The following is a 22,117-nucleotide window of genomic DNA, read 5'->3' as shown; positions in this document are numbered from 1 at the left end:
TGGGAGGACGCTATGTGCTTGAGTTTGCTGGCGATGCTTCTGAAAATCTCATAGTTCTGCTCCAATTCGGATGATAGGAAATAGACTTCGCCGTAACCTGCAGAAGACGACGGGGTAAGCAAGCTGTTCTCACGGAGGACGTCTATGTGGTGCTTGACCGTTCGATAATTCAGTTGCAAGCATTCCGCCAACTGATTCATGTTGTACGGACGTTCCTTCAGCAACTCGATTATCAGGATTCTGTTCTCTCCACCCTTCTGCCCTAGTACCAGGTGTGAGAGTGTTTGCACTAGACTAGGCATGAAAGCTGGATTCACACTTGAGTATATACATTCTATTTTCTCTTAGTCCGTTCACGTTGTTTTTGCATTATTCTGAGGTCATATCCGCCTCGGAAGACACAAAGCAACAACTGGGCTGGCGACAGGAGTCAAGTTCCCATGGAAAGATTTGAGATCAACCTTCGCAAAGAAGGCTGAAGACGCCGGTGTTCCGATTGAAGCCATATGGAATCTTTTCCGGGATGCGAGCACTCGAACCAAAGAGGTGCACTATGAACGATGGACGGATCCGAAGTGATATCGCATTCTCCATGATGAGGCAAGCTAGGAATCTCCTGTTTCGAGATTTCAATTCTGCCTGACAGAGACCAATCCATGAGTTCGATATTGGACCCAACCGAACTCTGGTCGATGAAATGAGGAAAGACCTGGAATCAAAGCTATGATCTAGAGACGAGAGCTCAACCGCCCCATTGGGAAGTAAACTGAGAATTGAAAAAAAGGAGTCCGAGGAGATTGACGCTCTAGTCTTTCTTCTTCTCCAAGGCTCCGGCAATCATGACGGCTCCAGTGACGAGAGCCGCGGCCAGTGCACCCATGCTGGCGCTGAGGTCGTCTGTGAACAATACATTGGCCGCCACTTTTATTACCAACAGCGTCAGGCTGAAGTAGATCAGGCCCAGTATGACCAGCATAATAGTGGCTATGAGTGTCACTACAAGGACGTCAAGCTTCTGTTTCATTCCCATTCTTTCACCTCCTCCTCGAACCATCCTCGAGGCGAAATGGTGAATCGAGTTGCATTGTATTTGGAAGTTGCCACTCCAGCTGCAGGTCAAAGTCGGTTTGAGCCATATGAGAGAAGCTCATGGGAAAGAAAGAAGGAAAGGTGTTTGTGCCGAACCGTCAATCCCTGCCGATTGATCCCGAGTTACGACTTGCTGGCTCCTCGGGGGTGCTCGGCGCCATGATCATGTCGGCTGCCGACATGGTCGTTTCCTACCCATTGTCAGCGCGCATTCCCACGACGTCAGCGAGAGCAGTTGTGATCAGGGTTTTCTGTGCACTTGAACGACGAAGCCCCTAGAAACGCGCAGGAACACGTTGTCGCACAGAGCGGTTTGAAAAGGGTTTGGGGGACAGGTGGGCAACGGGATCTGAGCGTCTTGACGCTGGCTCGATTTATACGCGGGTTCTTCGCTTCATAAATCGTTTTTCGAGATGCAACTAAGGCAATCTGAACGACTTTCGAGGACCCCCGAGAAGCAAAACCGAGGTTTTATATATTTCACATCAATATAAGGGGCTGTCCGACCACAGTAAGGCAGAAGAGGTACAGAAGGCGCCACAGGGAAATACGCGGACGGGGACGATTCATAATGGGGCCAGACACAGAGAAGATCACCATCCGCATACCGCAGAGGCACCTGCGGGCGATAGACTTCCTCGTGGAGATTGACGACTTCCCCTCACGGTCCGAGGCGATAAGGGCCTCAATCAGGGACCTGATCTATGCCAGGCTGGAGTTGGTAGTCGACCGGATGAAGAAGTTCGAGCACGCGGAACAGTCTCTGGCGGCCATACGAACATACGAGGAAAAGTACCTTAAGAAGTAGTCAGAAACGGGATGGGATGCACTCTAACTACTCTATTCGGTAATTCACCAATCAGGATTACCTCCCCCCTTTTTTTATTTGCTGATTAGCAACAGCGATGACATCTGGGGAGAGTGGTTCAACCAATGTAGCCGAGGTCCTCTCTCTTGGGCTCGGAAGGCGCCTCGACTTCCCGCAGCTTCGATGTGATGAGGTCTATCTGTTCCGCCTTCGCCTCCAGCTCGGTGAAATCGATCTTGACCTCGAGTATCTTGGCGAGCACCTCGAGCACTGCCTGTGCACCCTTGGGATCCACGAAATAGCCGGAGGTCTCGCCCATCAGGCAGACGCTCTTCATTCCGTACAGGTTCCCGAGGCCGAGCAAGAGACCGCTCGCGCCCACGATGCCGCTCCCCGGTTCGCCCTTGGAGAAGGTGACGCCGAACTTCTTCATCTCCTCGACGAGTTCCAGGTCTGTCGCAGCACCGAGCACCCTCGGCTTCTCTATCATCTTGCCGAGGCCATATCCGCCCAGAGTGAATACCTTCTTCACCCCGAGGTCCTTGATTATCTTCAGAGTCTTGTCAGAGAGCTCATACTGACCATCAGGGGTGAGTCCCTGGTAGTCGCCGGTCATGATGACAACATCGTGTGCCGATGCCTGCCGCTGGACATAGTACAGTTCGTTGCTGACGAGCCTGATCGTACCTGAATCGTTCACGAGCACCTGTGGCGGGAAGTATTTCGAGAATAGCTCTGCGAATTTGACCGCCTTGAGCTGGTCGACCAGATGCTCCGCCGCGAGCTTGCCCACGTTTCCCACGCCCGGCAGGCCCTCTACGAACACCGGCTCATTGAGGACCGGCTTCTCCTTGAAAACGACCACAATGTCTTCCATCTCAGTGCTCACCTTTCATCTCCTTCTTCAGGAGTCTCCTGTACTTCCCGTACTTGTCCTCGGGAGAATACTTCGCGGGCATCGGCATGAAGGTTGCGCCTCCGCACTTAAGGCACTGCTCTCTGAGCGTGTATTCCCTGCAGGAGAGGCACTTCCTCAGAAGAGTCTTCACTTCTCTTCCTTCCTCTTGAAGCTGGCGGAGCCACCGGACTTCTCGACTGCGGCCGTGATCTTCTGCACCGCATCCTTGAGCTCCTGCTCGGCGGTCTTGTAATCCTCCGCCGTGACTGTAACCCTATACCTCGGGGAGCCGACGTAGTGTATGCCCACTTCCCCGTCGCCCACCGCCAAACCTATCGCGAGCGCCTTCTTGATGTAGTCTATGCCATCAGGTTTGGGGCAGCTGAGCTCCAGGATTCCGTCGATAGTAACAGAGGGCAACTGTATGTTCTCGTGAGCGACCTCCGTCGCCGTAGCACCCCACTTCTTGTCGATCCCGACCTCCTTGATCGAGGCTGGATTGACATTGATCTCTTCGAACGCCACATAGAGCGAGCCATATTCGTCTATGAGCTTATCCCCGATCTCGGTGTAGGCCTCATCGAGGGTCTTTCCCATCTTCGTGCCAATGATCTCGAGAAGCTTCTCTGCCTTCTTCTCGTTCTTCCATTCCTGGATCTTCTCCCGCTTCTGGTGGTCGTTGACCTGCTTGAGCGTGAGGTCGATATGCCCTCGCTCCTTGTCCACACTCAGGGTCTTGCAGACGATCTTCTGCCCTTCTCGCACGTGGTCACGGATGTACTTGACCCAGCCGGTGGCGACATCCCTGACGTGGATGAAGCCCTCCTTGTTGCCGTACTCGTCCAATGAAACGAAAGCACCAAAATTCTTGACGTTCTGCACGCTGCAGACTACTAGGTCTCCAACTTCGGGATACTCTGCCTTGCGCGGCATTACTGGACCTCTCCGAGCAGTTGGCCCCTGACCTGGCCCTTGCCTCCCGTGGGCTTAATCAGGGTGGCTCCGCACACGTTGCACTTCACCTGAGTCGCAGGCTTGTTGAACGCGATCTGCTCGTTGCCGCAATCCTGGCACTTCACCGTGATGAACCTGCTCTTCGGCGCTGGGATATGGCTGCTCATTCCTCAGGCCTCCTTCAGCTCAAAAGTCTTCGACCTGATACATGTCCTCTGGTGCGCTTTCTTGCAGGTCTTACACCTGTACCTGAGCGCGACCTTCACCGTCGGTTTCTGCCGGCCCTCGTATTTGGGCCTCGGAAAACCGCCGTAGCCTGCGGTCGCACGTCTGTATCTCCTCTGCCCCCACTTCAGCTCGCTCCTCGGCCGAGACTTGACTCTCTCGACCTCGTGCTCGGTGTGTTTCTTGCACTTCGGGCAGAACTCCTTGGTCACTCTGGGCATCTTCATTCTGATCAGCGGCCCTCAGGGCAGGACACGAGTAAGCGGGAACTAATATTAAAGTGTTGCCAGAGTGATTGCAAGCCATCTTGTGCGTCAGATGACTTGCTCGTGACCATTAATGCATCCATGACGTCGCGGTAAATATTCGGCAACTTGCATGGAAAGGAATATATATACGTCAAATAATAATTGGCTAGGCACGTAATATGACTGACAAAGGGCTCACCAAGAAAGATGAGATGCTTGTCGAGCTTCTCATGCGCACAGGCCTGTCCAAGAACATGGCCAAGACGCTTGTTTTCCTGAGAAAGAAGGAGGAGACCACGTCCGTCGAGATCGAGAGCGCCACGAGCCTGAGGCAGCCCGAGGTGTCCATAGCGATGCAGGAGCTGCGGAGGAGGAAGTGGGTCTCGAAGCGCGACATAAAGAAGGAGGGCAAGGGTCGCCCGGTCCACTCCAACAAGCTCTCGATACCCTTCGACAAGATCATCGAGATTGTCGAGTCTGAGGAGCGGAAGAAGATGGAGTCGATAGAGAGTAATATCAAGCAGCTCAAAGAGCTCGCTAAGTGATCCTCGGCTTCATGATTCCCTGTCTCTCGAGAATTCTCGTACCGCTTTTCGACGCGACTATGACCTTGTCCGCAAGGCCAATGAACAGGCCGTTGTCGACAACGCCCGGGATAAGATTGATGTCCATGTCGAGCTTCTTCGGGTCGTCTATGATGACGAACCTGCAGTCTGCAATGTAGTTGCCGTTGTCGGTGACGAATCTATCGCCATCCTTCATCCTCAGCTGCGGCGTACATCCCAGCTTCTCGAGCTTGTGCATTGTAGCCTCATGTGAGAACTTGATTATCTCGACGGGGACCGGGGACTTCTGGCCCAGGCGCTCGACGATCTTCGATTCATCGACCACGATGATCTCGACATTGGTGCATGCAGCCACGATCTTCTCGCGCACGAGCGCTCCACCAAGTCCCTTCGTGAGGTTGAGGTCGGGGTCGACCTCGTCCGCGCCGTCTATCGTTATGTCGATGCTCGTGTGAGCCTTCAGCTCGCCGATAGGTATGCCTGCGGACCGGCCAATAGACTCGGATTCCTTTGAGGTCGGGATACCAACGATCTTCATGCCGGCCTGCTGGACCATCTCGCCGATCAGCTTGATGGCTATGGTGGCAGTCGAGCCGCTGCCGAGACCTACGACCATGTCGTCCTCGATGTATTTCACAGCCTCTCGCGCTGCCTTCTCTTTCAAGTTCAACATCTCACACCCTCTTAAGGCCAAAGTTTTTCACTACCAGTTCACAGAGCTTCTCGACGACGTAGTCGTCTACGAACTTACCCTTCTTTGCTGTTGCACGAGTCGTATCGCCTCGTATTCCGGCAGGGAAGTACTTCTCCGGGTCCGGCAGGATCATGTACTCAGGCGGTTTCGACTTGCCCTTGGGCCGGCTCTTCGCGACAAGCTCGGGCCTGATGTTCAGTATCCTTGAGGTTTCTATTTCTCCTCCGTGGCCGTCATCCTTGGGAAACTTCTTGCCCAGAAGCTCGTAGGCAAGGTCGTAATCCGAGAGCACCATGATCTTCAATCTAAGGTTCTTCTCCAACGCCCTCATAGCCCCCAACTTCAGAGCTGCCATGTGAGTGGTCCCAGCGTGACCTGTGAGCAACATCACCTTATCGATCCCGTTCCTCGCAAGCTCGGAGACGATGTCACAGGCGAGAGCCTGGACTGCCTCGAAGCTCAGCGATATCGTCCCTGGAAAGTTGCGGGTCGACCGACAATCACCGTATCTAACAGGTGGACACACGATTGCATCGAACTGGACTGCCACCCTGTTGGCGACCTCCTCTGCCTGGAAGGCGTCAGTGCAGAGAGGGAGATGAGAGCCGTGCTCCTCCACGGAGCCGAACGGCACGATCACCAATGGCTTCCTCTTCACGATCTTCGCGAAGCTGTCGCTTGTGAGTTCCTCATAGAGGACCGGTTTGCTTCCTGCTTTTCCCGACATGCTCGATACCCCCTTTCTTGACTCTGTCCAGATCCATGTACTCAGTGTCGCACACGGGACACCGAAGAGATGAGAGCTTGTCTATCCCGAACTTGCTCCTGAGCTCCCTGTCCACCTGCTCGACACGCCCCTTCGAGATTGTTCGATCGCACTTGGGACAGTAGTACACGTCCAGGCGCATCGAGGTGCATTCATATAAACGCAATCCAGTCCTCATTAGAGAACATACTTATAGCGAAGCAACACAATACTTCTAACAGGAACCGACCATGAGGGTTTCTGCTCTTTTCTCTGGAGGGAAAGATTCCACCTACGCGCTCTACTTGCTTCAGCAGCAGGGATGGGACGTCATGAGCCTCCTCACCGTGGTCCCCAAGGCATCTGATTCTTACATGTTCCACTATCCCAACATCCGTTGGACGAAGCTGCAGGCGGAGTCAATGAACATAGCGATCAAGTACAAGGAGAGCTCAGGGCTCAAGGAGGAGGAGCTCAGAGATGTCGAGGCGCTGATGGCAGAGGAGGACACGGATGGATTCGTCTGCGGTGCCATAGCATCTGACTACCAATGGTCCCGGCTGAACGAGATCGCTCACAGGTTGGGCAAGCCCATGTACGCTCCTCTCTGGAGAAAGGACCAGTTGACGCTCCTCGAGGACATGGTGCAAGCTGGGTTCAAGTTCATGATAGCCGGCGTGTACGCGGAGGGGTTCGATGAGGGCTGGCTAGGCAAGGTCATCACATCGCACTCGATCAAGGAACTCGAGAAGCTCCGGGAGAAGCACCGAATCAGCGTGACCGGCGAGGGCGGGGAGCTCGAGACATTCGTTCTCGACGGACCGAACTTCTCGAAATCGATACAGATAGAGGAAGCTCAGACCAACTGGTCCAGACACTCGGGCAACTACACGATCAAGAAAGCTTCGCTCGAAGAAAAGTAGAAGCAGATAGTGGTTTCGTGGGCTCAGCGGTCAGAAGTCCTCGCACTTCGGCACGTGTCTGGAATCCTTGCGGTAGGACTTCCTGCGCTTCTCCCTGAGAGTGCCTTCGGGGACCAGACACAGCTTCTTCCCGGCCAGAACCGCAGCGACGCCTTCCTTGGATTCGAGGAGCGGGTAGTCCTTGCACATCTTGCACGATGGCGGGCAAACGCTCGTCCTGTCGCCCTCGACCTCCGGGAACTGGAATATTCCTCCCTCGTAGTTCCTCAGGATGACCCTCTTGTCGCTCATCGAGATGAGGTACTGTGGTCCGACAGGTATCTTGCCGCCGCCCGTGGGCGCATCTATGATGAACTGCGGCACTGCGAATCCTGACGTGTGGCCCCTCATCGCCTCTATGAGCTCGATGCCCTTCGCGATGGACGTCCTGAAGTGCTCTAGACCCTTCGCGATGTCGCACTGATAGAGGTAGTAGGGCCTGCATCTAATCCATGTGAGGTCCTGGCAGAGCTTCTTCATAATCGTCGGGCAGTCGTTGACGCCCTTCAGAAGCACCGTCTGGTTGCCGACGGGTATGCCCGCATCCACGAGCATCTCCACCGCGCGCTTCGACGCAGGCGTGATCTCGTTCGGGTGGTTGAAGTGCGTGTTGAGCCAGATCGGATGATACTTCCTGAGCATCTTGACCAGACCAGGAGTGATCCTGTACGGAAGCACGACCGGTGTCCTCGTGCCGATCCTCACGATCTGCACGTGCTTGATCTTCCTGATCTCGCGGATGACCTTCTCCAGGAACTCATCGGAGACCAGCAAGGCATCGCCGCCAGAGAGGAGCACATCCCTTATCTCAGGCGTGTTGCGGATGTAGTCGATGCCTTCCTTGATCTCTTCCCAGCTCCGCTGATGGTCAGTCTGGCCGACAATCCTCCTGCGGCAGCAGTGCCTGCAGTACATGCTGCATTGATCCGTTATGAGCAGCAGCACCCTGTCGGGGTATCTGTGAGTCAACCCTTCGTGAGGTGAGTCGACCGTCTCTCCCACACTGTCCTCCATCTCGTCCTTGGTGACATGGAGTTCGTTCGAGGTCGGGACCGCCTGGCGCCTGACGGGGTCCGTCGGGTCGTCCGGGTCCATCAGCGTCGCGTAGTATGGGGTGATGGCCATGCGCAGGTACTTCATCGAGTTCCTTATCTCGTTCTCTTCCTCCTTAGTGAGGTTGATCACTTGTGCCAGCGTTTCCACATCGGTAATGCGGTTCCTGACCTGCCACTTCCAATCAGTCCATTGTTTCGGGCTGACGTTCTTCCAAAGCGGGATATCCTTGTACCTTCTCATCACAGTCAGGCCTCCGGAAAGGCCTCTTCTTAAATTGCGGTATGGACTCCCCCTATATAGGTTGTGTCTAGTTGAGACGACCGCCTGCGGCCGCTCCCGCCAGAATGCCATCTTATATTCTGGCGTGTGGATGTCCTTGAACGGTGGCACCGTGAAGATCGGAGTCTGCGGGATAGCATGCGAGAAGTGTCCGAGGATGGCCAAGGGCACATGTCCGCACGGGAAGGAGGGATGCGCTCCTCAGCCGAACAAGTTCTGCGCCATCGCCACTTGCGCACACACGAAAGGCGTGAAGCTGTGCTTCGATTGCCCCGAGTTTCCCTGCGAGACGACGAAGAAAGGACCTATCAGCTTCGGATACTGCCAGTTCATTTCAAGGAAGGAGTCCTGAGAGATTCCAGTGAACCTCTAGAGCCCTTTGCCGCCGCTGACGAGGTAAGCAACACCGAAGCCGGCGAGAGCGGACGATATCCCGATCATGAGCATCTGGAGTCCGCTCCTGTGCGGCCTTCCAACGGTCATCTTCGCCTTGTACCAGCCTATGCCAAACAGTGCGACCGCGCTGACCGCCAATGAACCGAGGATGCCCATGAGGATCTTGTAACCTGCAAACAGGAGCGAAATCAGGGGAACCAGAGACCCGACAATCGCAGCCACGCCGCCAACCAGTAGAATCTAGTCTTCGCCTCTGCCCATTTCGACCGCGACAACGAGGCCTTTCAGTTCAGCCACCTCGAATCCTCAAGACTTCAGCCAACCTCACTTTGCCAGCTCGCATTGTCGCGAGCAATGACGATAGGAGGATTGAAACGATCGAGACGATCAGCATCGCCCACGAAACGCCTGCAAACTCCATCGTCCTCGGAACGAGTGAGGACGGGTTCAGGGTGTTGAACAGGTACGCGGCCAACAAGCCTACCAACGAACCGATGACCACGCCGAGGATCATGAGAGTGACAGACTCCCCCATCAGTATCCTCCTCATCTGGGAGCTCGAGGATCCCCTTGCTATGATACATGCTAACTCCCGTTCCCGATCCCCGACAGAGACGAATATCAGGAGGCTCACGCCGACGAACACAATGACGATTGACAGGGCGTATTCCATGTAGAGGTAGCCCCTCAAAGCGCCGTCGCCTGGATCGTGTTCGGCGCGGGCTATCAGGTCAGCAGCGATGTAGATCTTCGGTTCCAGTCCGGCTTCCGCGAACACTGACGCAGCAGCGTCCCCAACACCGTGAGGATCTGTCCCTCTGGAGAGTGAGATGATGGAGTCCACGTAGAATGCGGCTCCGCCGATGTTCTGGGCGAAGAGCCACTCCATCGAGTGCGTGTCGACGTACATGTCCGCTGACGACAAACCTGGCATGCCCTTGACCGCTCCTATCACTGTCAGGAGGAACTCGTGACTCACCTCGTTCAAGATGCCCTGACTCCAATAGGAATAGGAGATGTTCACCCGGAGCAGATCACCAATCACTAAGTAGTAGCTGCTAAGGACATGCTGCGCAACGAGAGCTGTTCCATTGGTTTTGAGCTCCTCAAGCAGACTGCTGCCACCCCCGATGAAATACCGATCTGATGGTTTCACGGTCCTCTCATAGTCCGCGCTGTTGATCACAGCCATCCACACATCCGCACTAGCTCCGCTCTGAGGCAACCGCGCGTTGAGAACAATGTTGGATGATGTCGCGCGGACTCCCTCAATGACGTTCAAGTCCGACAGCTTGCTGAGGTTGAGCCGCTTGTCAGTAGCCACACCGCGTCCATACCAATGGCTCTCGACCTTCATGTCTGACCCGGTGCTGTAAGTCACAACGCTTCGCTGATATGCTATCGTCGACTCCATTGTGACAGAGACGAACAGTCCTGAAGCGAGGGCGAGCGCGATCAACACGCCGAGGTTGGAGGCTCTCCTGGGATTCCTCAGGATGTTCCTACGGACCAGATTATGTAGCTCCTTCGTCCAGGGTCTTACGAACCAGGCGAACCTGGAGTAGAGCTTCCTCGACCCTCTGGTAAGGAGCCTTACCACGCCGAATGAGAGAAAGAACGGCATGAAAGGAAAAAGGAGTATTCCCCACATCAGAACGCTGCCGAGTATGAGTTCCGTCAACCATGACCATCCGCTCCTCAGCGCTGCGTCTGCCGTGATCAGGATGCTGGCCACGCTCAGCAACGAGAAGGATATGAGTACGATGTCTGCATCGGGACTGTAGTCCTCGCGAGCCGACAGAGTGGAGTAATGGTGGATCGATTCCCTGACGCTTGCAGCGGATATCTTGCTGAAGGACCTGAATGACGATATGAACATCAGAGAGATGCCGAAGAGCATTGCCAGTTCGATTGTCATTGGTCCGATGTTGAGAACGGTCCAAAACGAATCCGAAGACGTGCCTCCGGCAGAGAATGAAGGAACCGCACCGAACAGTAGCCGGCTCACGACAACTCCCAGCAGCAGGCCTATGAAGGACGCTGACGCTCCGAGTATTCCCGCCTCGATCACAAGGTAGGACATCACAAGCCTGTTGGATGCACCCCTGGCCTTCAATATCCCTGCCTCCCGCCGGCGAGAATTCGCCCCCATATCCACTCCAATCACGGAGAGATACACTCCCAGGGCCGATACTGGTAGTGATAGCTCAAGGAAAAGATACTTCATCGACTCCAAGTCAGAGTCTAGGCCCCTCAGTTGATTCTCCAGCCTACTGTCGCCAACATAGAAGCCGGACAGAGAGCCGATTTCGTTGAGCTGGGCCTGAATCGATTCCAGCCTGTCAATGGAGCCTTGGATATCTGCTATGCTGATGACGGTGTCGCGATCAGTCCAGACGAGGTAGCTGAGCTCGGGTTGCGAGGAGGTGGATGAGAGGAACTCAAGAGCGGTGGAGTTCATCACCGTCGGGTATGAGACGAGACTGAAAACAACAGGCTCAAACCCGTCGATGTTGTTCAGGTAAACCACCTTTTCATCCTGGAGATCAGGGCGGTCTTCCTGGTACTGAGCGACCGACTTGTCCTGTGTCCAAATCTGCGAGACTGGGAAGGTCAAATTCAGGTATGCTAGATCGTAAACCCGCATCTGGAGGACGGGGTCGAAATGCAGAGAGATCTGCTCCAAGGAACAGACGATTTCGTCTCCGATCCCTATGCCAAGGCCCAGGGCGACAGACTTCGGTATAGCGGCCGAACCCTGGGCGGGCATCTCACCATGGATGTTGTTTGCCTTGAGGAACAACGGGCTATCAGGACTCGCGAAGGCCAGGTACGATTCGCCAAGATAGCTGAGATACTCGTGGCCCTGTGAATTACGCAGGCTCCAGCCGTTCGATCTGAGCCAGTAGGTTGCCTCATCGATGCCGTTGACGCTCTCGATCATCCCCACAGCTTGGTCATTGCTGGAGAGGTCGTAGCTCGTGTCTGGAGAGTAATTGTAATCCTTGCCCACAAAATCCACCGTGGTCGGGCCAATCGCCATGTGGAGCATACTGGAGGCAGATGTGTCCACTGCGATCAGAGAGCCGGCGACGAGCGAAGTCGACAGGGCTATGCCGACCATCGCAAAGAGGGACCTTCTCCGGTTCCTCACCACGGAAACAAGGGCGTACCTAAGGAAAGAGAGAGCATTCACCGTCTGCCTCTTAGCGTCCTGGTGATACTGATACCATTATTCAAATCCTTCCGATTGAATTGCCCTGGCTCTGTCGGGTTCGTCAATCGATTTCCCTCATCCTTCGAATTTGGATTCAATTGGGCGGAACTGAAATCCAGCCAGACAAAGTGATGGTGGGGTAGATCGGATTTGAACCGATGACCTCATGCTCCCAAAGCACGTATCATACCAAGCTAGACCACTACCCCATGGTGTGCTATGAGCACCAGATTAACGCAGACCTCATTAAAAGGATTCTGTTCCTTTTATGGCATCAGCCTGGGCAGGTCCTTCAAGAACTGCTCAATCGCCCGGCCTCTGTGAGATATCCTGTTCTTCTCTGACACCTCAATCTCGGCGTATGTCCTCGAATCACCCTCTGGCACAAACACTGGGTCGTATCCAAAACCGCCGGTTCCGGCCTTCTTCTCGGAAATCGAGCCTTTCGCGAGCCCTTTTGACATGTGAGGTTCCTTCCCTGGCGCCATGAATCCTATGCAGCACTCGAACCTGGCAGACCGGTCCTTCACGCCTTCCATGAGCCTCAGTATACCGTCACATCCGATCGTCTTGAAAACGTAGGACGAGAACACGCCCGGGAAGCCTTTGAGCGCGTCTATGAACAGGCCGGAGTCGTCTATGAACAACGGACGGTTGTATCGTTCCATCAGCCAGATGAGTCCTGGAACGATCGTCGCTTCGAGGGTATCCGTCTGTATCTCTGGATAGGTCGTCTTGATGTGCTCGATCTCGTATCCGTGCTCCTTCATCTGCTGAGAGATCTCCCTGAACTTGCCGTCGTTGCTGGTGACGAAGGCTATTCTTTGCGTGTGTACCGCCCCCTCTTCTCGATCTCCTTGACCTTCTTCAGGACCTCGGCCCCTCCGGGATACGCCTTGACATATGAATCCTTCACGGTCTCGTAGAGCTCGCTCCGCCTGTAGTGGGCCGAGTGGAAAGCCTCCTCGAGCAGATGCATGTCCACGCCTTTGTCCTCGAGCTCCGATGTCTTCGAACCGAGTGAGAAATCGATGACAACGATCCTGTCCCCCTCAAGGAGCATGTTGCTTGTCGTGAGGTCCCCGTGGACTATGTCGCTCATGTGCATCCTCGCGGCGATCTCCCCAATCTTGCGGCAGACCTCTTCGGCCTTGTCCATCGGCAGGTTCTCAAGGGCGTCCTTGACCCTCACCCCCTTGACCTCCTCCATGACGATCCTGTTCTCGGCGAGGTCAACGGAGTATATTATCGGAACGGCGATGCCGGCCTTCCTTGCCTCGAGCATAAGGCGGACCTCGTTCTTGATCCTGAAGTTCTGGAGGGATCTGTCAAGGGTGGGGTGCCTATAGCTCTTGACGACACGCTGTTTGAACACCACGTCCCTACCCATCCATACGTCCGAGTCCAACTTCGCCTCGGCGCCGACCCTGTGAACAGCCACGGTTGCTGGAAAGGGCTCCGCAATAATAAGATTGTCTGAATCGGGTCTGCTTCACGGTCCGGCTCCATGCACTAGTAACGCTTATCACCAACCACCCCAATCGTGGCATATGGTTCACCTGCCCATAGGCTCTGAAGCTTTGGACGGACTCCTCGAAGGAGGCCTGGAAGGTGGAGCCATAACCCTGTTCTTCGGCGAGGCGGGCACGGGCAAGACGAACATATGCCTTCAGGTCGCTAGGAACGTCGCGGTCACCGGAAAGAAGGTGATCTACATCGATACCGAGGGAGTCTCCCTCGAACGCCTCCAACAGATGGCGGGCGAAAACTACGAGGATGTGATGAAGAACATCCTGTTCTTCGAACCGCACTCTTTTGACGAGCAGGAGAAGTTCGTGGACAAAGCGGTCAAGCTGGCGGAGAGCTCGCTCGAGGTAGGAGTCATCATCCTTGACTCCGCAACCATACACTACAGACTGACGAGGAACGACGAGGAGAGAGGCGTTCGCAAGTCCCTCAGCCCCCAGCTGGCGAAGCTGCTCGGGGTCTCGCGGAGCAAGGACATCCCCGTAGTACTCACATCACAGGTCTACACCGACATAGACAAGGGGACCTTCGAACCTCTGGGCGGCCATGTCCTGCTGCACAACGCCAAAGCTATCGTCAGACTAGACAAGGTCGGCACCGGCTCGAGAAGAGCCGTCATCATAAAGCACAGGCATCTCGAAGAGGGCAGGAACGCCAACTTCAAGCTCACGAAGACCGGCGTCGTCTAGGTCTTCCTCTTTACCATGTAGTCTGCAAAGGCCATCAGACCCTTCTTATGTGGCGAGTCCTTGAGGGTTTTGAGCTGGTCCTTGGCCTCTTTGATGAGTCCGTCGGCGACCTTGGTCGCGTGTTCTATCGCGCCCACGTCCTCAAGGATATCCCTGGCCCTCTCAAGCTGCCCCTTGGTCGCCTTCTTGTTCCCGAGAATGGATAGGAACTCTGTCCTTTCCGGCCCACTGAGGTCCTCGAGCGCCTGGACCACGATGAGCGTTTTCTTGCCGTTCCTGATGTCGTTGAGGACGGGTTTCCCGAATGATTCTTGAGTCGATTCGAGGTCCAGGACATCGTCCCAGATCTGGAATCCGAGTCCCATGAGCCGGCCATACTCCGCCAATGCGTCTTCCTGGTGATCGGAGGCGCCTCCTACGATCGCCCCTCCCTGAGCGGCTGCCGAGTAGAGCACCGCCGTCTTGAGCTCGATCATCTTCATGTACTGGTCGGAGGTCACCATCTTTGCATCCTCGAAGTCCATGTCCATCTGCTGTCCCTCTGCCAGAAGCCTCACGGCTCTTGCAAGTATGCGGACCAATCTGACCAGGGACCCGTCTTCGACATCGGAATCGAGCACGACCTCAAACGCGCGCGCGAATAGAGCATCGCCTGAGAGGACCGCTTCCGGGACCCCGTACTGCGCGTGAACGGTCTTAATCCCCCTCCGGGTGTAGTCCTCGTCCATCACATCGTCGTGGACGAGCGTGAAGTTGTGAACGATCTCCAGCGCCACCCCGAACGGGACCGCGGAATCGGCCTTCCCGCCTACAGCCTCGCATGTTATCGTGGAGAGAAGAGGCCTGAGGCGCTTCCCGCCGGCCGCTGGATAGTGCGCCATCGCCGCCTTGAGGTTCTTGTCCTCGATGACATCCAACGTGTGCATCAGATACTCGTTGATCTTTCTGACCCTGTCCTCGTATTCCTCTGGAAAGACCATGACCGTCACCCCGACAACTGATCCAGCCACTCCCTGGACCGGCCTGTGATGATCGCTTTGGTGGCCGCCAGCTCCCGCATGTCCTTCGCGCCGACCAAGAACATCGCAGCCTTCAGCTCCTCGATGATGGTGCCCACCTCGGCCGCGACCGATTCCCTGTCTTTGAGAGCAGCTGGCAACAGTCTGCCAGCCATGCCCGCGCATCCGGCGCCTATGGCAACGGCTCTGGCGACATCGAGCCCGCTCCTGAGCCCTCCCGTGGATATGATCGGAAGGCCTACGTTGGCCACAACGACTGCGACCGGGGTTGGTATGCCCCAGTCCCAGAAGGTCCGGCCGATGTTCACCCTCCCGGAGTCGCCAGCGGACTTCGCCCTGTAGTATTCAACGGCGGAAAAGCTCGTGCCTCCCAGGCCGCCCACATCCAGGCCCTTTACCTTGGCCTTCTTCAACTTGAGCGCCGTCTCTCTTGGGATGCCTGCACCAGTCTCCTTGGCGATCACGGGCAGAGCAGATGCGAATTTCTCGAGCGCCGCTAGACCGCCCCTGCTCTTGGTATCGCCCTCGGGTTGGACGATCTCCTGGAGATAGTTCAGGTGCACCGCGAGAAGATGCGCGTCCACCATCTCCATCGCAGCCCTGCCCTCATCGACCCCCAACGCAGACTTCAGGCCCTGCTTGATCAGTTGCGGAACGCCCAGATTGCCAATCCTCAGAGGTATGTCGAACTCCCTGATCACGGAGTACGTGCGTGCGACGTCCGGGTTCTCCAGAGCCGCCCTCTGGCTCCCCACTCCCATGCCTATGCCGAACTGCTCAGCAACGGACGCCAGGCTCCTGTTGATCGCCTCGGCCTTCCCGTAACCGCCGGTCATTGCCGATATCACGAGGGGCGCTTTCAGCTTCCGTCCGAAGATGGTCGTGGATGTGTCGATGTCCTCGAGGTTCACTTCTGGCAGCGGGTTGTGGACGAGCTTGACATCGTCCCAGTAGATGTAGTCCTGGCTCAGGTCCTCCTTGGCGCAGATCTCGACATGGTCCCCTTTCCTGCGCTCAATGAGCCTCTCCGGCGTCTCGCCCTCGCCCGACATGTGCACACCTATCCCGGGACTACAACTGTCGAGGCCACTTCCCGGCCCGACACCGCCTTTCCCAGTCTACCCGGCACATTGCCGTTCACTATCATACACTTTTCGCAGTACTGAGCGATGGCCAGCATGCGCTCGACTTTGCCGTAGATGCTGCCCGTGACATCAGCGTTCGCGGATTCGGTCCTCTTGAGATCCGCGAGCTTCGAACTGTCAAGCTCGGGGATTAGTCTTGCCTTTTTGTTGCGCTTCGGATCGCTATCATATACACCGTCGACGTCAGCGCAGAATACTACGAGCTTGGGGCTGAAGGCCTTCGCGATTGCTTCCATCATCAGGTCGCCCGAACATATCGAGAAGCCCATAGATTCGTCTGGGACCACGTCACCGAAAGACACTGGCGTCAGTCCAAGGTCGAACATCTGTCCGAATGTGTCTGGCTCGAACTTCCTGATCATGCCCCCGCGGAACTTCGCTGCCGATGCGGGAGGTACCGACACCGCTCTGATGCTGTTGTCGATGAGAGAGACCAATACCCTCAGATTGAGCTCTCTGACATCCCGCTGGACAGCGGCGACATGATGGAGCTGTGAGTTGGCCCTGAAACCCTTGTGGAGGCTGTGTTTCTTGGCCTCGATGTGCCCGAAAGAGCCAGCGCCATGGACGATTGCGAGAGGCGCGTTGACTATGCTCAGCTCCTTCGCAAGCCTGTCGCACGATGACCGCTTGAAGGTCCTGAGCTTCGCCTTGTACGTGATCACGCTTCCGCCCAACTTCACGAGAATCATCGGGTCACCTGACAGATCAACGCGCTCTCCTGTACGGCCAATCGACATAGCCTATGATAAACGTCATGCATGGGCCACTACACGAACACCCTGGGGAGAAGAATTCAAAGGATTGCCCTGAAGGTGCCTGAGCTCGGACCAACCACCAATCGTCCCATGAGGTCTACTTGGCCATGTAGATCTCGATCGAGGAGACGTTTGCGTTTCCGCCGTCGTGGCCTGGCAAGGACTCAGTGTTTATCTTCACATCCTTGTATGCCAGTCCCCGGACGAATCTGTTCCTCACGATCTCCGCAACGTCCACAGCCCTGCTTATGGCGCGTCCTCTCGCTTTGATTACCACGCTGTCGCTACCAGCATTGATCTGCGACACCACGGCGAGGACGTAGTTCATTGTAGCTTTCTTACCGATGTAAACGGTGTTCTCCTCTGCCATGCTTTCCTCCAAAGCTCAGCTGGCCTTCTTCAAACGTCGCTCGTCTGTATATATTGATTACCAAATAGGGGCCGTTCTGAGGCGTATCTTGCAGCCTGTCGTCACAGCCGGAACGGTACCGTCCGCGGAGCTTGACCCACTAGCGTTGAAATAGCGGCAGGACATTGCCAGACATGCCATGAGAACGCTCGATAGAAAGATGGCAAGGTTGAGGGACATCGTCCGCTCCATGTGTTCAGCGGCAGTCGCCTTCTCCGGCGGGACAGACTCAACGCTCGTCGCAAAGATCGCCAAGGACGAGCTTGGGAAGAAGACCATGGCAATCACCATCAACTCCCCCGTGTACCCAGCGTCAGAACTGAGAAATGCCAAGGCTGTCGCCCAGGAGATCGGCATTAGGCATTTGGTTGTTAATGTGGACCCTATGAACGACAAATCATTCATCACCAATCCGCCAGACAGATGCTACCTCTGCAAGCTCGACGACCTCAAGCATATCCGGGGCATCGCTGACGAGAGGGGGCTCACCGAGATCATCGACGGATCGAACGCAGATGACAAGAATGACTACAGGCCAGGGCTCAGGGCAAAGGAGGAGATGCGTGTGAGAAGTCCTCTCGCAGAGGCAGGGCTGACGAAAGCCGATGTGAGAGCGATATCGAAAACGCTCCGACTGCCCACTGCGCACAAGAGCTCGAGCCCTTGCCTAGCGTCCCGGATCCCCTACGGAGAGATGATCACGCGGGAGAAGCTGACGATGATTGAGGAGGCCGAGGAGTTCCTCAAGGCGAAAGGCTTCGATGAGGTGAGAGTCAGGATCCATGGAGACATCGCACGAATCGAGGTCTCACCGAAGGACTTGTCGAAGCTTGCATCACCTGGGACGAGAATCACAATCACCAAGAAACTGAGGTCGCTCGGATTCACATATGTCGCCCTCGACCTGGAAGGTTACCGGATGGGGAGCTTGAACGAGGTGCTGGTCAGATGAACCCCAAGAAGATCGAGAAGGTCCTTGACAGGCTCAGCAAGGGAGAGTGCACGGTCGGGGAAGCACTCGAGCATCTGCGGACGCTCCCCTACGACGACCTCGGGTTCGCAAAGCTAGACCATCACAGGGAGCTGAGGAAAGGTATCCCCGAGGCAATCTATTCGCCCGGCAAGACAGACCAACAGATCATCGACATAGCTGCGCGCATCCTGTCCAGGGAGGACGAGGCCGTCTTCACCCGTATCACGGAGAAGCAGTATCAGAAACTAAGGGATAAGCTCGGCCCGAAGGTCAAGTGGTACCCCGAGGCAAGGATAGTGACTGTCGGGGTGGCCAAGAAACCGAATGTCGGAAAGGTCCTTGTCATCACCGCGGGGACCTCTGACATACCAGTTGCTGAGGAGGCAGCCGTCACCTGCGAGCTGCTCGGATGCAAGGTGGAGAGGCTTTTCGATGTCGGGGTCGCAGGGATCCATAGATTGACATCCAACATGAGGCAGTTCGACTCCGCAGATGCGATCATCGTTCTCGCAGGCATGGAGGGAGCCCTTCCGAGCGTCGTCGCGGGCCTCACCTGCAGGCCGGTCATAGCAGTCCCCACGAGCGTTGGCTACGGAGCGAGTTTCGAAGGCATCGCAGCGCTTCTTGGGATGCTCTCGAGCTGCTCGAGCGGCATAGGTGTGGTCAACATAGACAATGGGTTCGGCGCGGGCGCTCTAGCAGCCATCATAGTGAAGAACAAACACGGGAAGTCCTAGTCCACTCTGGAGCCACACTTCCGGCAGAACATGTCCGAAGCTCTCGGCTTCGTCCCGCAAGACTTGCAGATCCGCTCCTTCTGAGACTTCGCACCGCACTTGTGGCAGAACGCATCTCCGCGCTCGATTGGGGCTCCGCAGCTAGTGCACTCGTCCTCGACCCTGGAGGACATCTCCTCCGCTGTCGGTTCGGCCTCAGGCTCTTCGGGTTCATAGCCGGCCTTGAGAGGTATGGTCTCGCCCTCTGCTTCCTGGCTTATGGCCTTCCGGGCCTTGAGCGCAAGCGAGAGTGCCTTGGCATAGCTGCCGGTGACGAAGGCGGATTCCGCATCCGTCAGAAAGCTCTGTGCCGCTCCAGTCTCAGACCCGTGTTCGACCGCCCTACCGATGTCCGCCTTCGCTCTGGAGATCTCGAACTTGGCGCTCAGGTAGTTCCCGTCCTCATCTAACGACAGCTTTGTGCCCTTGTATGAGTCGGCCCTTGATGATGCGGGCTTCGAGGACAGGATGCTCTCAGCGATCTTCTCCAGGCGCTCGGATTCGACAACGGATTCCTGCGCTGTAATACCTGCAGCCTGCTTTCTGGACGGCGGGCCGGTCAGCTGGTCCCTGGCACTCTGGCACAGCGTCTCGCATCTGTCGTAGTCTCCTCTCTGCATTGCAAGCTTAGCCTGGCTGACGAGCTGCTCTGCCGAGCCGGTGATCGCTCCCTGGCGCTGCATGGCGTTGATGACCGAGCGCGTGGTGTGGATCGAGTTGAACGCCTCGTCCTTCCTCTGGGACGAGCGCCTGACCTCCCTGCTCTTTCCGCGCATGTACCTGATCTCGAAGAGGACCACGAAGAGCATGACGATGGCGAGGATGGCTACAAGAATCAATTTCTCCTCTTCGGTCAAAGCCAATTGGGCCAGCTCCATCTGGAAAAACCATCTGTGCTCATATAAACCCTTCGCGGTGAGTACCAGGGTCCGGACCGCACATATGAAGAATGGAAAAGAAGAGTGGCTGACAGCTTACCAAGCCCGTAGCGGTTTCAAACAATACGGTTCACCCTGTACCCGAAGGTACCTGGCTAGCGTATCTAGCCGCTACGGCCAAGAGGCCCCGAAGGGCCTTGGGCTTCCCGAGGGCTCGCGCACCTCAGTACCACGAAGAACGTAGGCGGGCTTAACTTCTGGGTTCGGAATGAGACCAGGTGTGGCCCCGCCACTATGGCCGTCAGACCGCTCTTCGGGCCATCTAATATCGATGTCCTATTTAAGGGTTGCCGACATGGGGTTCCGTCAAAACTCGGGTGGTGGAAATGACGACTAGGAGGCTTCCTCTGTTCCTGCAGCTACCTGTAGTCCGCCATGTCTAATAGAACAATGATTTTGAGGGAGGAGATGCTGTTCAAAGGCATCGTCTTCCGTCTGGATTCCGGCCTCCCTCCCGAAGCGAGGTTCCTGCTCGAGGATTTCAGGCTGGCCGTCAACAGTGCGATACGCGCAGGCCTTCAAGCCCGGGTGACCTCGAGAAACGCCCTTTCGAAGCTGGTCTACAAGAGCTTCCGGGAAGAGCATCCGAGGATGTATGCCAAGCATCTCGTCTCCTCGTTCGAGGTGGCCGCGGGGATCCTCAGGAACCATCGCAGGCGCGTCAGCAGAGGGAATGCCACAAGCATTCCATATGTCAAGCGATTGATGATGAAGGCCGATAATCAGGCTTACAGGCTCGACCGAGAGAACGGCGTTATTGACCTACCAATCAGGGCAGGATGCCACGTCAAGCTCAACCTGGTCGTGAGCCAGTATCATCGCAAGTATCTCGACGACAACACCCTCTCCCTTGGATCGATGACGCTTCTTCCAGACCGAGTTATCATCGCCTTCAGGAAGGCAACTCCCAAGCCTTACATTCCCGAGTCTGTACTCTCGCTAGACACGAACGAGCGAAGCCTTGATGGAGTGTTCGTCAAAGGCGATAACGCAGTGGCCGTGAAGGCAGACTATCGCGATGTATCCACCATCCAGCAACGGCATCACTACCGACGGAAGAGACTCCAGAAGAAGAAGGCGCACGATAGACGGACCTCGCGTTCCCTGTGTCGGAGAGAGGGAACTAGGGAGCACCGCCGCATCGAGTACAGGCTACATCATGTGGCGAACGCGGTGCTCTCATTCACCGAACGGAAGAGGTCGACGGTAGTGCTCGAGGATCTGAAGGGGTTCAAGCCGAACAGCGGCAGGGGGATGAATCGTCGTTTGAGCATTTGGCCCCGAAGGAAGCTACACCAGATCATCGAGTACAAGGCACAATGGAGAGGGATCCCGGTTGTGAAGGTTGATCCAAGATACAGCAGCAGAAAGTGCCCGGCATGTGGGAGGATACAAGATTCCCGAATGGGCACTGAGTTCGCATGTGAGTGCGGCTGGCACCTAGACAGACACATAAACGCCAGCATCAACCTGCTGCAGACAGCCGTCTCCAAGGGATTGGAGGTGGCAGGGGGTCTACGGTTCGACCCCGGCGCATTCCAGCATGACGCGATGATGATCCTATACGAGCCAGCGATGGCCGCACGGTCGGAGCCGAATGGAACGAGTGGCGTTGTCGGTGTGACCTAGAGGTCACCACCCGATAATGCAACAGAACCAATTGCCGATATTGCCTGAAGGAGGCCCCTGATTGGGCTCGGTTTTGCAGTTCCGGCGGGAAGGGACTGAAACCCGGACCGGGGGATG

Annotated in this window: 28 protein-coding genes, 1 tRNA gene and 1 rRNA gene; 8 read left to right on the top strand and 22 right to left on the bottom strand. The window is 56.0% G+C overall.

Annotated elements, in window-relative coordinates:
* The coding region (locus tag KJ653_09890) for a winged helix-turn-helix domain-containing protein (GenBank protein MBU0686137.1) at positions 1-302 on the bottom strand (302 nt) is incomplete at its 3' end.
* A 503-nt stretch (positions 303-805) separates the two neighbouring features.
* On the bottom strand, positions 806-1,024 hold the full coding sequence (locus tag KJ653_09885) for a hypothetical protein (protein MBU0686136.1): 219 nt from the start codon (positions 1,022-1,024) through the stop codon (positions 806-808).
* Between the two features lie 636 nt (positions 1,025-1,660).
* On the opposite strand from KJ653_09885, the gene KJ653_09880 reads away from it, so the two are divergent.
* Complete coding sequence (locus KJ653_09880; GenBank protein MBU0686135.1) at positions 1,661-1,897, top strand: ribbon-helix-helix domain-containing protein; 237 nt, start codon at positions 1,661-1,663, stop codon at positions 1,895-1,897.
* Positions 1,898-2,015: 118 nt separating this feature from the next.
* Here the strand turns inward: KJ653_09880 and KJ653_09875 are convergent, their stop codons facing one another.
* The 5 genes from KJ653_09875 to KJ653_09855 are packed head-to-tail and all read right to left on the bottom strand — an operon-like array spanning position 2,016 to position 4,201.
* A complete protein-coding gene (locus KJ653_09875) occupies positions 2,016-2,774 on the bottom strand; it encodes a proteasome assembly chaperone family protein (protein MBU0686134.1) in 759 nt (252 codons plus the stop codon).
* A 1-nt stretch (position 2,775) separates the two neighbouring features.
* Positions 2,776-2,946 carry an RNA-protein complex protein Nop10 gene (locus tag KJ653_09870; protein ID MBU0686133.1) on the bottom strand — a complete coding sequence of 57 codons (171 nt, stop codon included), beginning with the start codon at positions 2,944-2,946 and terminating at the stop codon, positions 2,776-2,778.
* The gene (locus tag KJ653_09865; protein ID MBU0686132.1) at positions 2,943-3,728 is read right to left on the bottom strand and encodes a translation initiation factor IF-2 subunit alpha; all 786 of its coding nucleotides are present in this window, start codon (positions 3,726-3,728) and stop codon (positions 2,943-2,945) included. The genes KJ653_09870 and KJ653_09865 overlap by 4 nt, the downstream gene beginning before the upstream one ends.
* On the bottom strand, positions 3,728-3,916 hold the full coding sequence (locus tag KJ653_09860; protein ID MBU0686131.1) for a 30S ribosomal protein S27e: 189 nt from the start codon (positions 3,914-3,916) through the stop codon (positions 3,728-3,730). Before KJ653_09860 ends, KJ653_09865 begins: the two co-directional genes overlap by 1 nt.
* A gap of 3 nt (positions 3,917-3,919) precedes the next feature.
* A complete protein-coding gene (locus KJ653_09855) occupies positions 3,920-4,201 on the bottom strand; it encodes a 50S ribosomal protein L44e (protein MBU0686130.1) in 282 nt (93 codons plus the stop codon).
* 200 nt (positions 4,202-4,401) lie between these two features.
* Between KJ653_09855 and KJ653_09850 the strand changes: the two genes are divergently transcribed.
* Complete coding sequence (locus KJ653_09850; GenBank protein MBU0686129.1) at positions 4,402-4,767, top strand: ArsR family transcriptional regulator; 366 nt, start codon at positions 4,402-4,404, stop codon at positions 4,765-4,767.
* Here the strand turns inward: KJ653_09850 and rpiA are convergent.
* From rpiA to KJ653_09835, 3 genes are read right to left on the bottom strand one after another with little or no spacing between them, the layout of a single operon-like run.
* A complete protein-coding gene (gene rpiA, locus KJ653_09845; GenBank protein MBU0686128.1) occupies positions 4,760-5,461 on the bottom strand; it encodes a ribose-5-phosphate isomerase RpiA in 702 nt (233 codons plus the stop codon). The genes KJ653_09850 and rpiA overlap by 8 nt on opposite strands.
* Before the next feature lies 1 nt (position 5,462).
* On the bottom strand, positions 5,463-6,209 hold the full coding sequence (locus KJ653_09840) for a creatininase family protein (protein ID MBU0686127.1): 747 nt from the start codon (positions 6,207-6,209) through the stop codon (positions 5,463-5,465).
* A complete protein-coding gene (locus KJ653_09835; GenBank protein ID MBU0686126.1) occupies positions 6,172-6,390 on the bottom strand; it encodes a hypothetical protein in 219 nt (72 codons plus the stop codon). Before KJ653_09835 ends, KJ653_09840 begins: the two co-directional genes overlap by 38 nt.
* 88 nt (positions 6,391-6,478) lie before the next feature.
* Here KJ653_09835 and KJ653_09830 point away from each other — a divergent pair, with 88 nt between their 5' ends.
* Positions 6,479-7,150, top strand: a complete 672-nt coding sequence (locus KJ653_09830; protein MBU0686125.1) for a diphthine--ammonia ligase — start codon at positions 6,479-6,481, stop codon at positions 7,148-7,150.
* Between the two features lie 30 nt (positions 7,151-7,180).
* On the opposite strand, the gene ablA is transcribed toward KJ653_09830, so the two are convergent.
* Positions 7,181-8,485, bottom strand: coding sequence for a lysine 2,3-aminomutase (gene ablA / locus KJ653_09825; protein ID MBU0686124.1), 1,305 nt, complete (start codon positions 8,483-8,485; stop codon positions 7,181-7,183).
* A 130-nt stretch (positions 8,486-8,615) separates the two neighbouring features.
* On the opposite strand from ablA, the gene KJ653_09820 reads away from it, so the two are divergent.
* Positions 8,616-8,876: a DUF3795 domain-containing protein gene (locus KJ653_09820; protein MBU0686123.1), complete on the top strand. Its 261-nt coding sequence runs from the start codon at positions 8,616-8,618 to the stop codon at positions 8,874-8,876.
* 17 nt (positions 8,877-8,893) lie between these two features.
* Here the strand turns inward: KJ653_09820 and KJ653_09815 are convergent, their stop codons facing one another.
* The 5 genes from KJ653_09815 to KJ653_09795 form a co-directional block, all read right to left on the bottom strand.
* Positions 8,894-9,142 (bottom strand): VIT1/CCC1 transporter family protein, encoded by a 249-nt coding sequence (locus KJ653_09815; GenBank protein MBU0686122.1) that lies wholly within the window; start codon positions 9,140-9,142, stop codon positions 8,894-8,896.
* A gap of 67 nt (positions 9,143-9,209) precedes the next feature.
* Positions 9,210-12,116 carry an FtsX-like permease family protein gene (locus tag KJ653_09810; protein MBU0686121.1) on the bottom strand — a complete coding sequence of 969 codons (2,907 nt, stop codon included), beginning with the start codon at positions 12,114-12,116 and terminating at the stop codon, positions 9,210-9,212.
* A 153-nt stretch (positions 12,117-12,269) separates the two neighbouring features.
* Positions 12,270-12,346: transfer RNA gene (locus KJ653_09805), tRNA-Pro, on the bottom strand.
* 57 nt (positions 12,347-12,403) lie between these two features.
* A complete protein-coding gene (locus KJ653_09800; protein MBU0686120.1) occupies positions 12,404-12,958 on the bottom strand; it encodes an XTP/dITP diphosphatase in 555 nt (184 codons plus the stop codon).
* Positions 12,955-13,578 carry a Kae1-associated serine/threonine protein kinase gene (locus tag KJ653_09795; GenBank protein ID MBU0686119.1) on the bottom strand — a complete coding sequence of 208 codons (624 nt, stop codon included), beginning with the start codon at positions 13,576-13,578 and terminating at the stop codon, positions 12,955-12,957. The genes KJ653_09800 and KJ653_09795 overlap by 4 nt, the downstream gene beginning before the upstream one ends.
* Positions 13,579-13,687: 109 nt before the next feature.
* Here KJ653_09795 and radB point away from each other — a divergent pair, with 109 nt between their 5' ends.
* Entirely contained in the window at positions 13,688-14,353 is a 666-nt protein-coding gene (gene radB / locus KJ653_09790; GenBank protein MBU0686118.1) for a DNA repair and recombination protein RadB, read from the top strand.
* Here the strand turns inward: radB and KJ653_09785 are convergent.
* The 4 genes from KJ653_09785 to albA form a co-directional block, all read right to left on the bottom strand.
* Positions 14,350-15,333, bottom strand: a complete 984-nt coding sequence (locus KJ653_09785; GenBank protein ID MBU0686117.1) for a polyprenyl synthetase family protein — start codon at positions 15,331-15,333, stop codon at positions 14,350-14,352. The two genes, radB and KJ653_09785, sit on opposite strands and share 4 nt — an antisense overlap.
* A gap of 5 nt (positions 15,334-15,338) precedes the next feature.
* Entirely contained in the window at positions 15,339-16,424 is a 1,086-nt protein-coding gene (gene fni / locus KJ653_09780; GenBank protein ID MBU0686116.1) for a type 2 isopentenyl-diphosphate Delta-isomerase, read from the bottom strand.
* 8 nt (positions 16,425-16,432) lie between these two features.
* The gene (locus KJ653_09775) at positions 16,433-17,209 is read right to left on the bottom strand and encodes an isopentenyl phosphate kinase family protein (protein MBU0686115.1); all 777 of its coding nucleotides are present in this window, start codon (positions 17,207-17,209) and stop codon (positions 16,433-16,435) included.
* Between the two features lie 163 nt (positions 17,210-17,372).
* Positions 17,373-17,645, bottom strand: a complete 273-nt coding sequence (gene albA, locus KJ653_09770) for a DNA-binding protein Alba (GenBank protein MBU0686114.1) — start codon at positions 17,643-17,645, stop codon at positions 17,373-17,375.
* Positions 17,646-17,823: 178 nt separating this feature from the next.
* Between albA and larE the strand changes: the two genes are divergently transcribed.
* Together larE and larB are read left to right on the top strand one after the other, a co-directional pair.
* A complete protein-coding gene (gene larE, locus KJ653_09765; protein ID MBU0686113.1) occupies positions 17,824-18,636 on the top strand; it encodes an ATP-dependent sacrificial sulfur transferase LarE in 813 nt (270 codons plus the stop codon).
* Positions 18,633-19,394 carry a nickel pincer cofactor biosynthesis protein LarB gene (gene larB / locus KJ653_09760; protein ID MBU0686112.1) on the top strand — a complete coding sequence of 254 codons (762 nt, stop codon included), beginning with the start codon at positions 18,633-18,635 and terminating at the stop codon, positions 19,392-19,394. The genes larE and larB overlap by 4 nt, the downstream gene beginning before the upstream one ends.
* On the opposite strand, the gene KJ653_09755 is transcribed toward larB, so the two are convergent.
* Positions 19,391-20,311, bottom strand: coding sequence for a zinc ribbon domain-containing protein (locus KJ653_09755; GenBank protein MBU0686111.1), 921 nt, complete (start codon positions 20,309-20,311; stop codon positions 19,391-19,393). The genes larB and KJ653_09755 overlap by 4 nt on opposite strands.
* A gap of 185 nt (positions 20,312-20,496) precedes the next feature.
* Positions 20,497-20,617: ribosomal RNA gene (gene rrf / locus KJ653_09750) — 5S ribosomal RNA — on the bottom strand.
* Positions 20,618-20,761: 144 nt separating this feature from the next.
* On the opposite strand from rrf, the gene KJ653_09745 reads away from it, so the two are divergent.
* Entirely contained in the window at positions 20,762-22,000 is a 1,239-nt protein-coding gene (locus KJ653_09745; protein ID MBU0686110.1) for a transposase, read from the top strand.
* Positions 22,001-22,117: the final 117 nt, after the last annotated feature.

The sequence above is a fragment of the Candidatus Thermoplasmatota archaeon genome, from assembly GCA_018814355.1.
In the GTDB taxonomy this organism is placed as follows: Archaea; Thermoplasmatota; Thermoplasmata; order UBA10834; family UBA10834; genus COMBO-56-21.
This window is presented reverse-complemented; position numbering and strand designations above follow the sequence as displayed.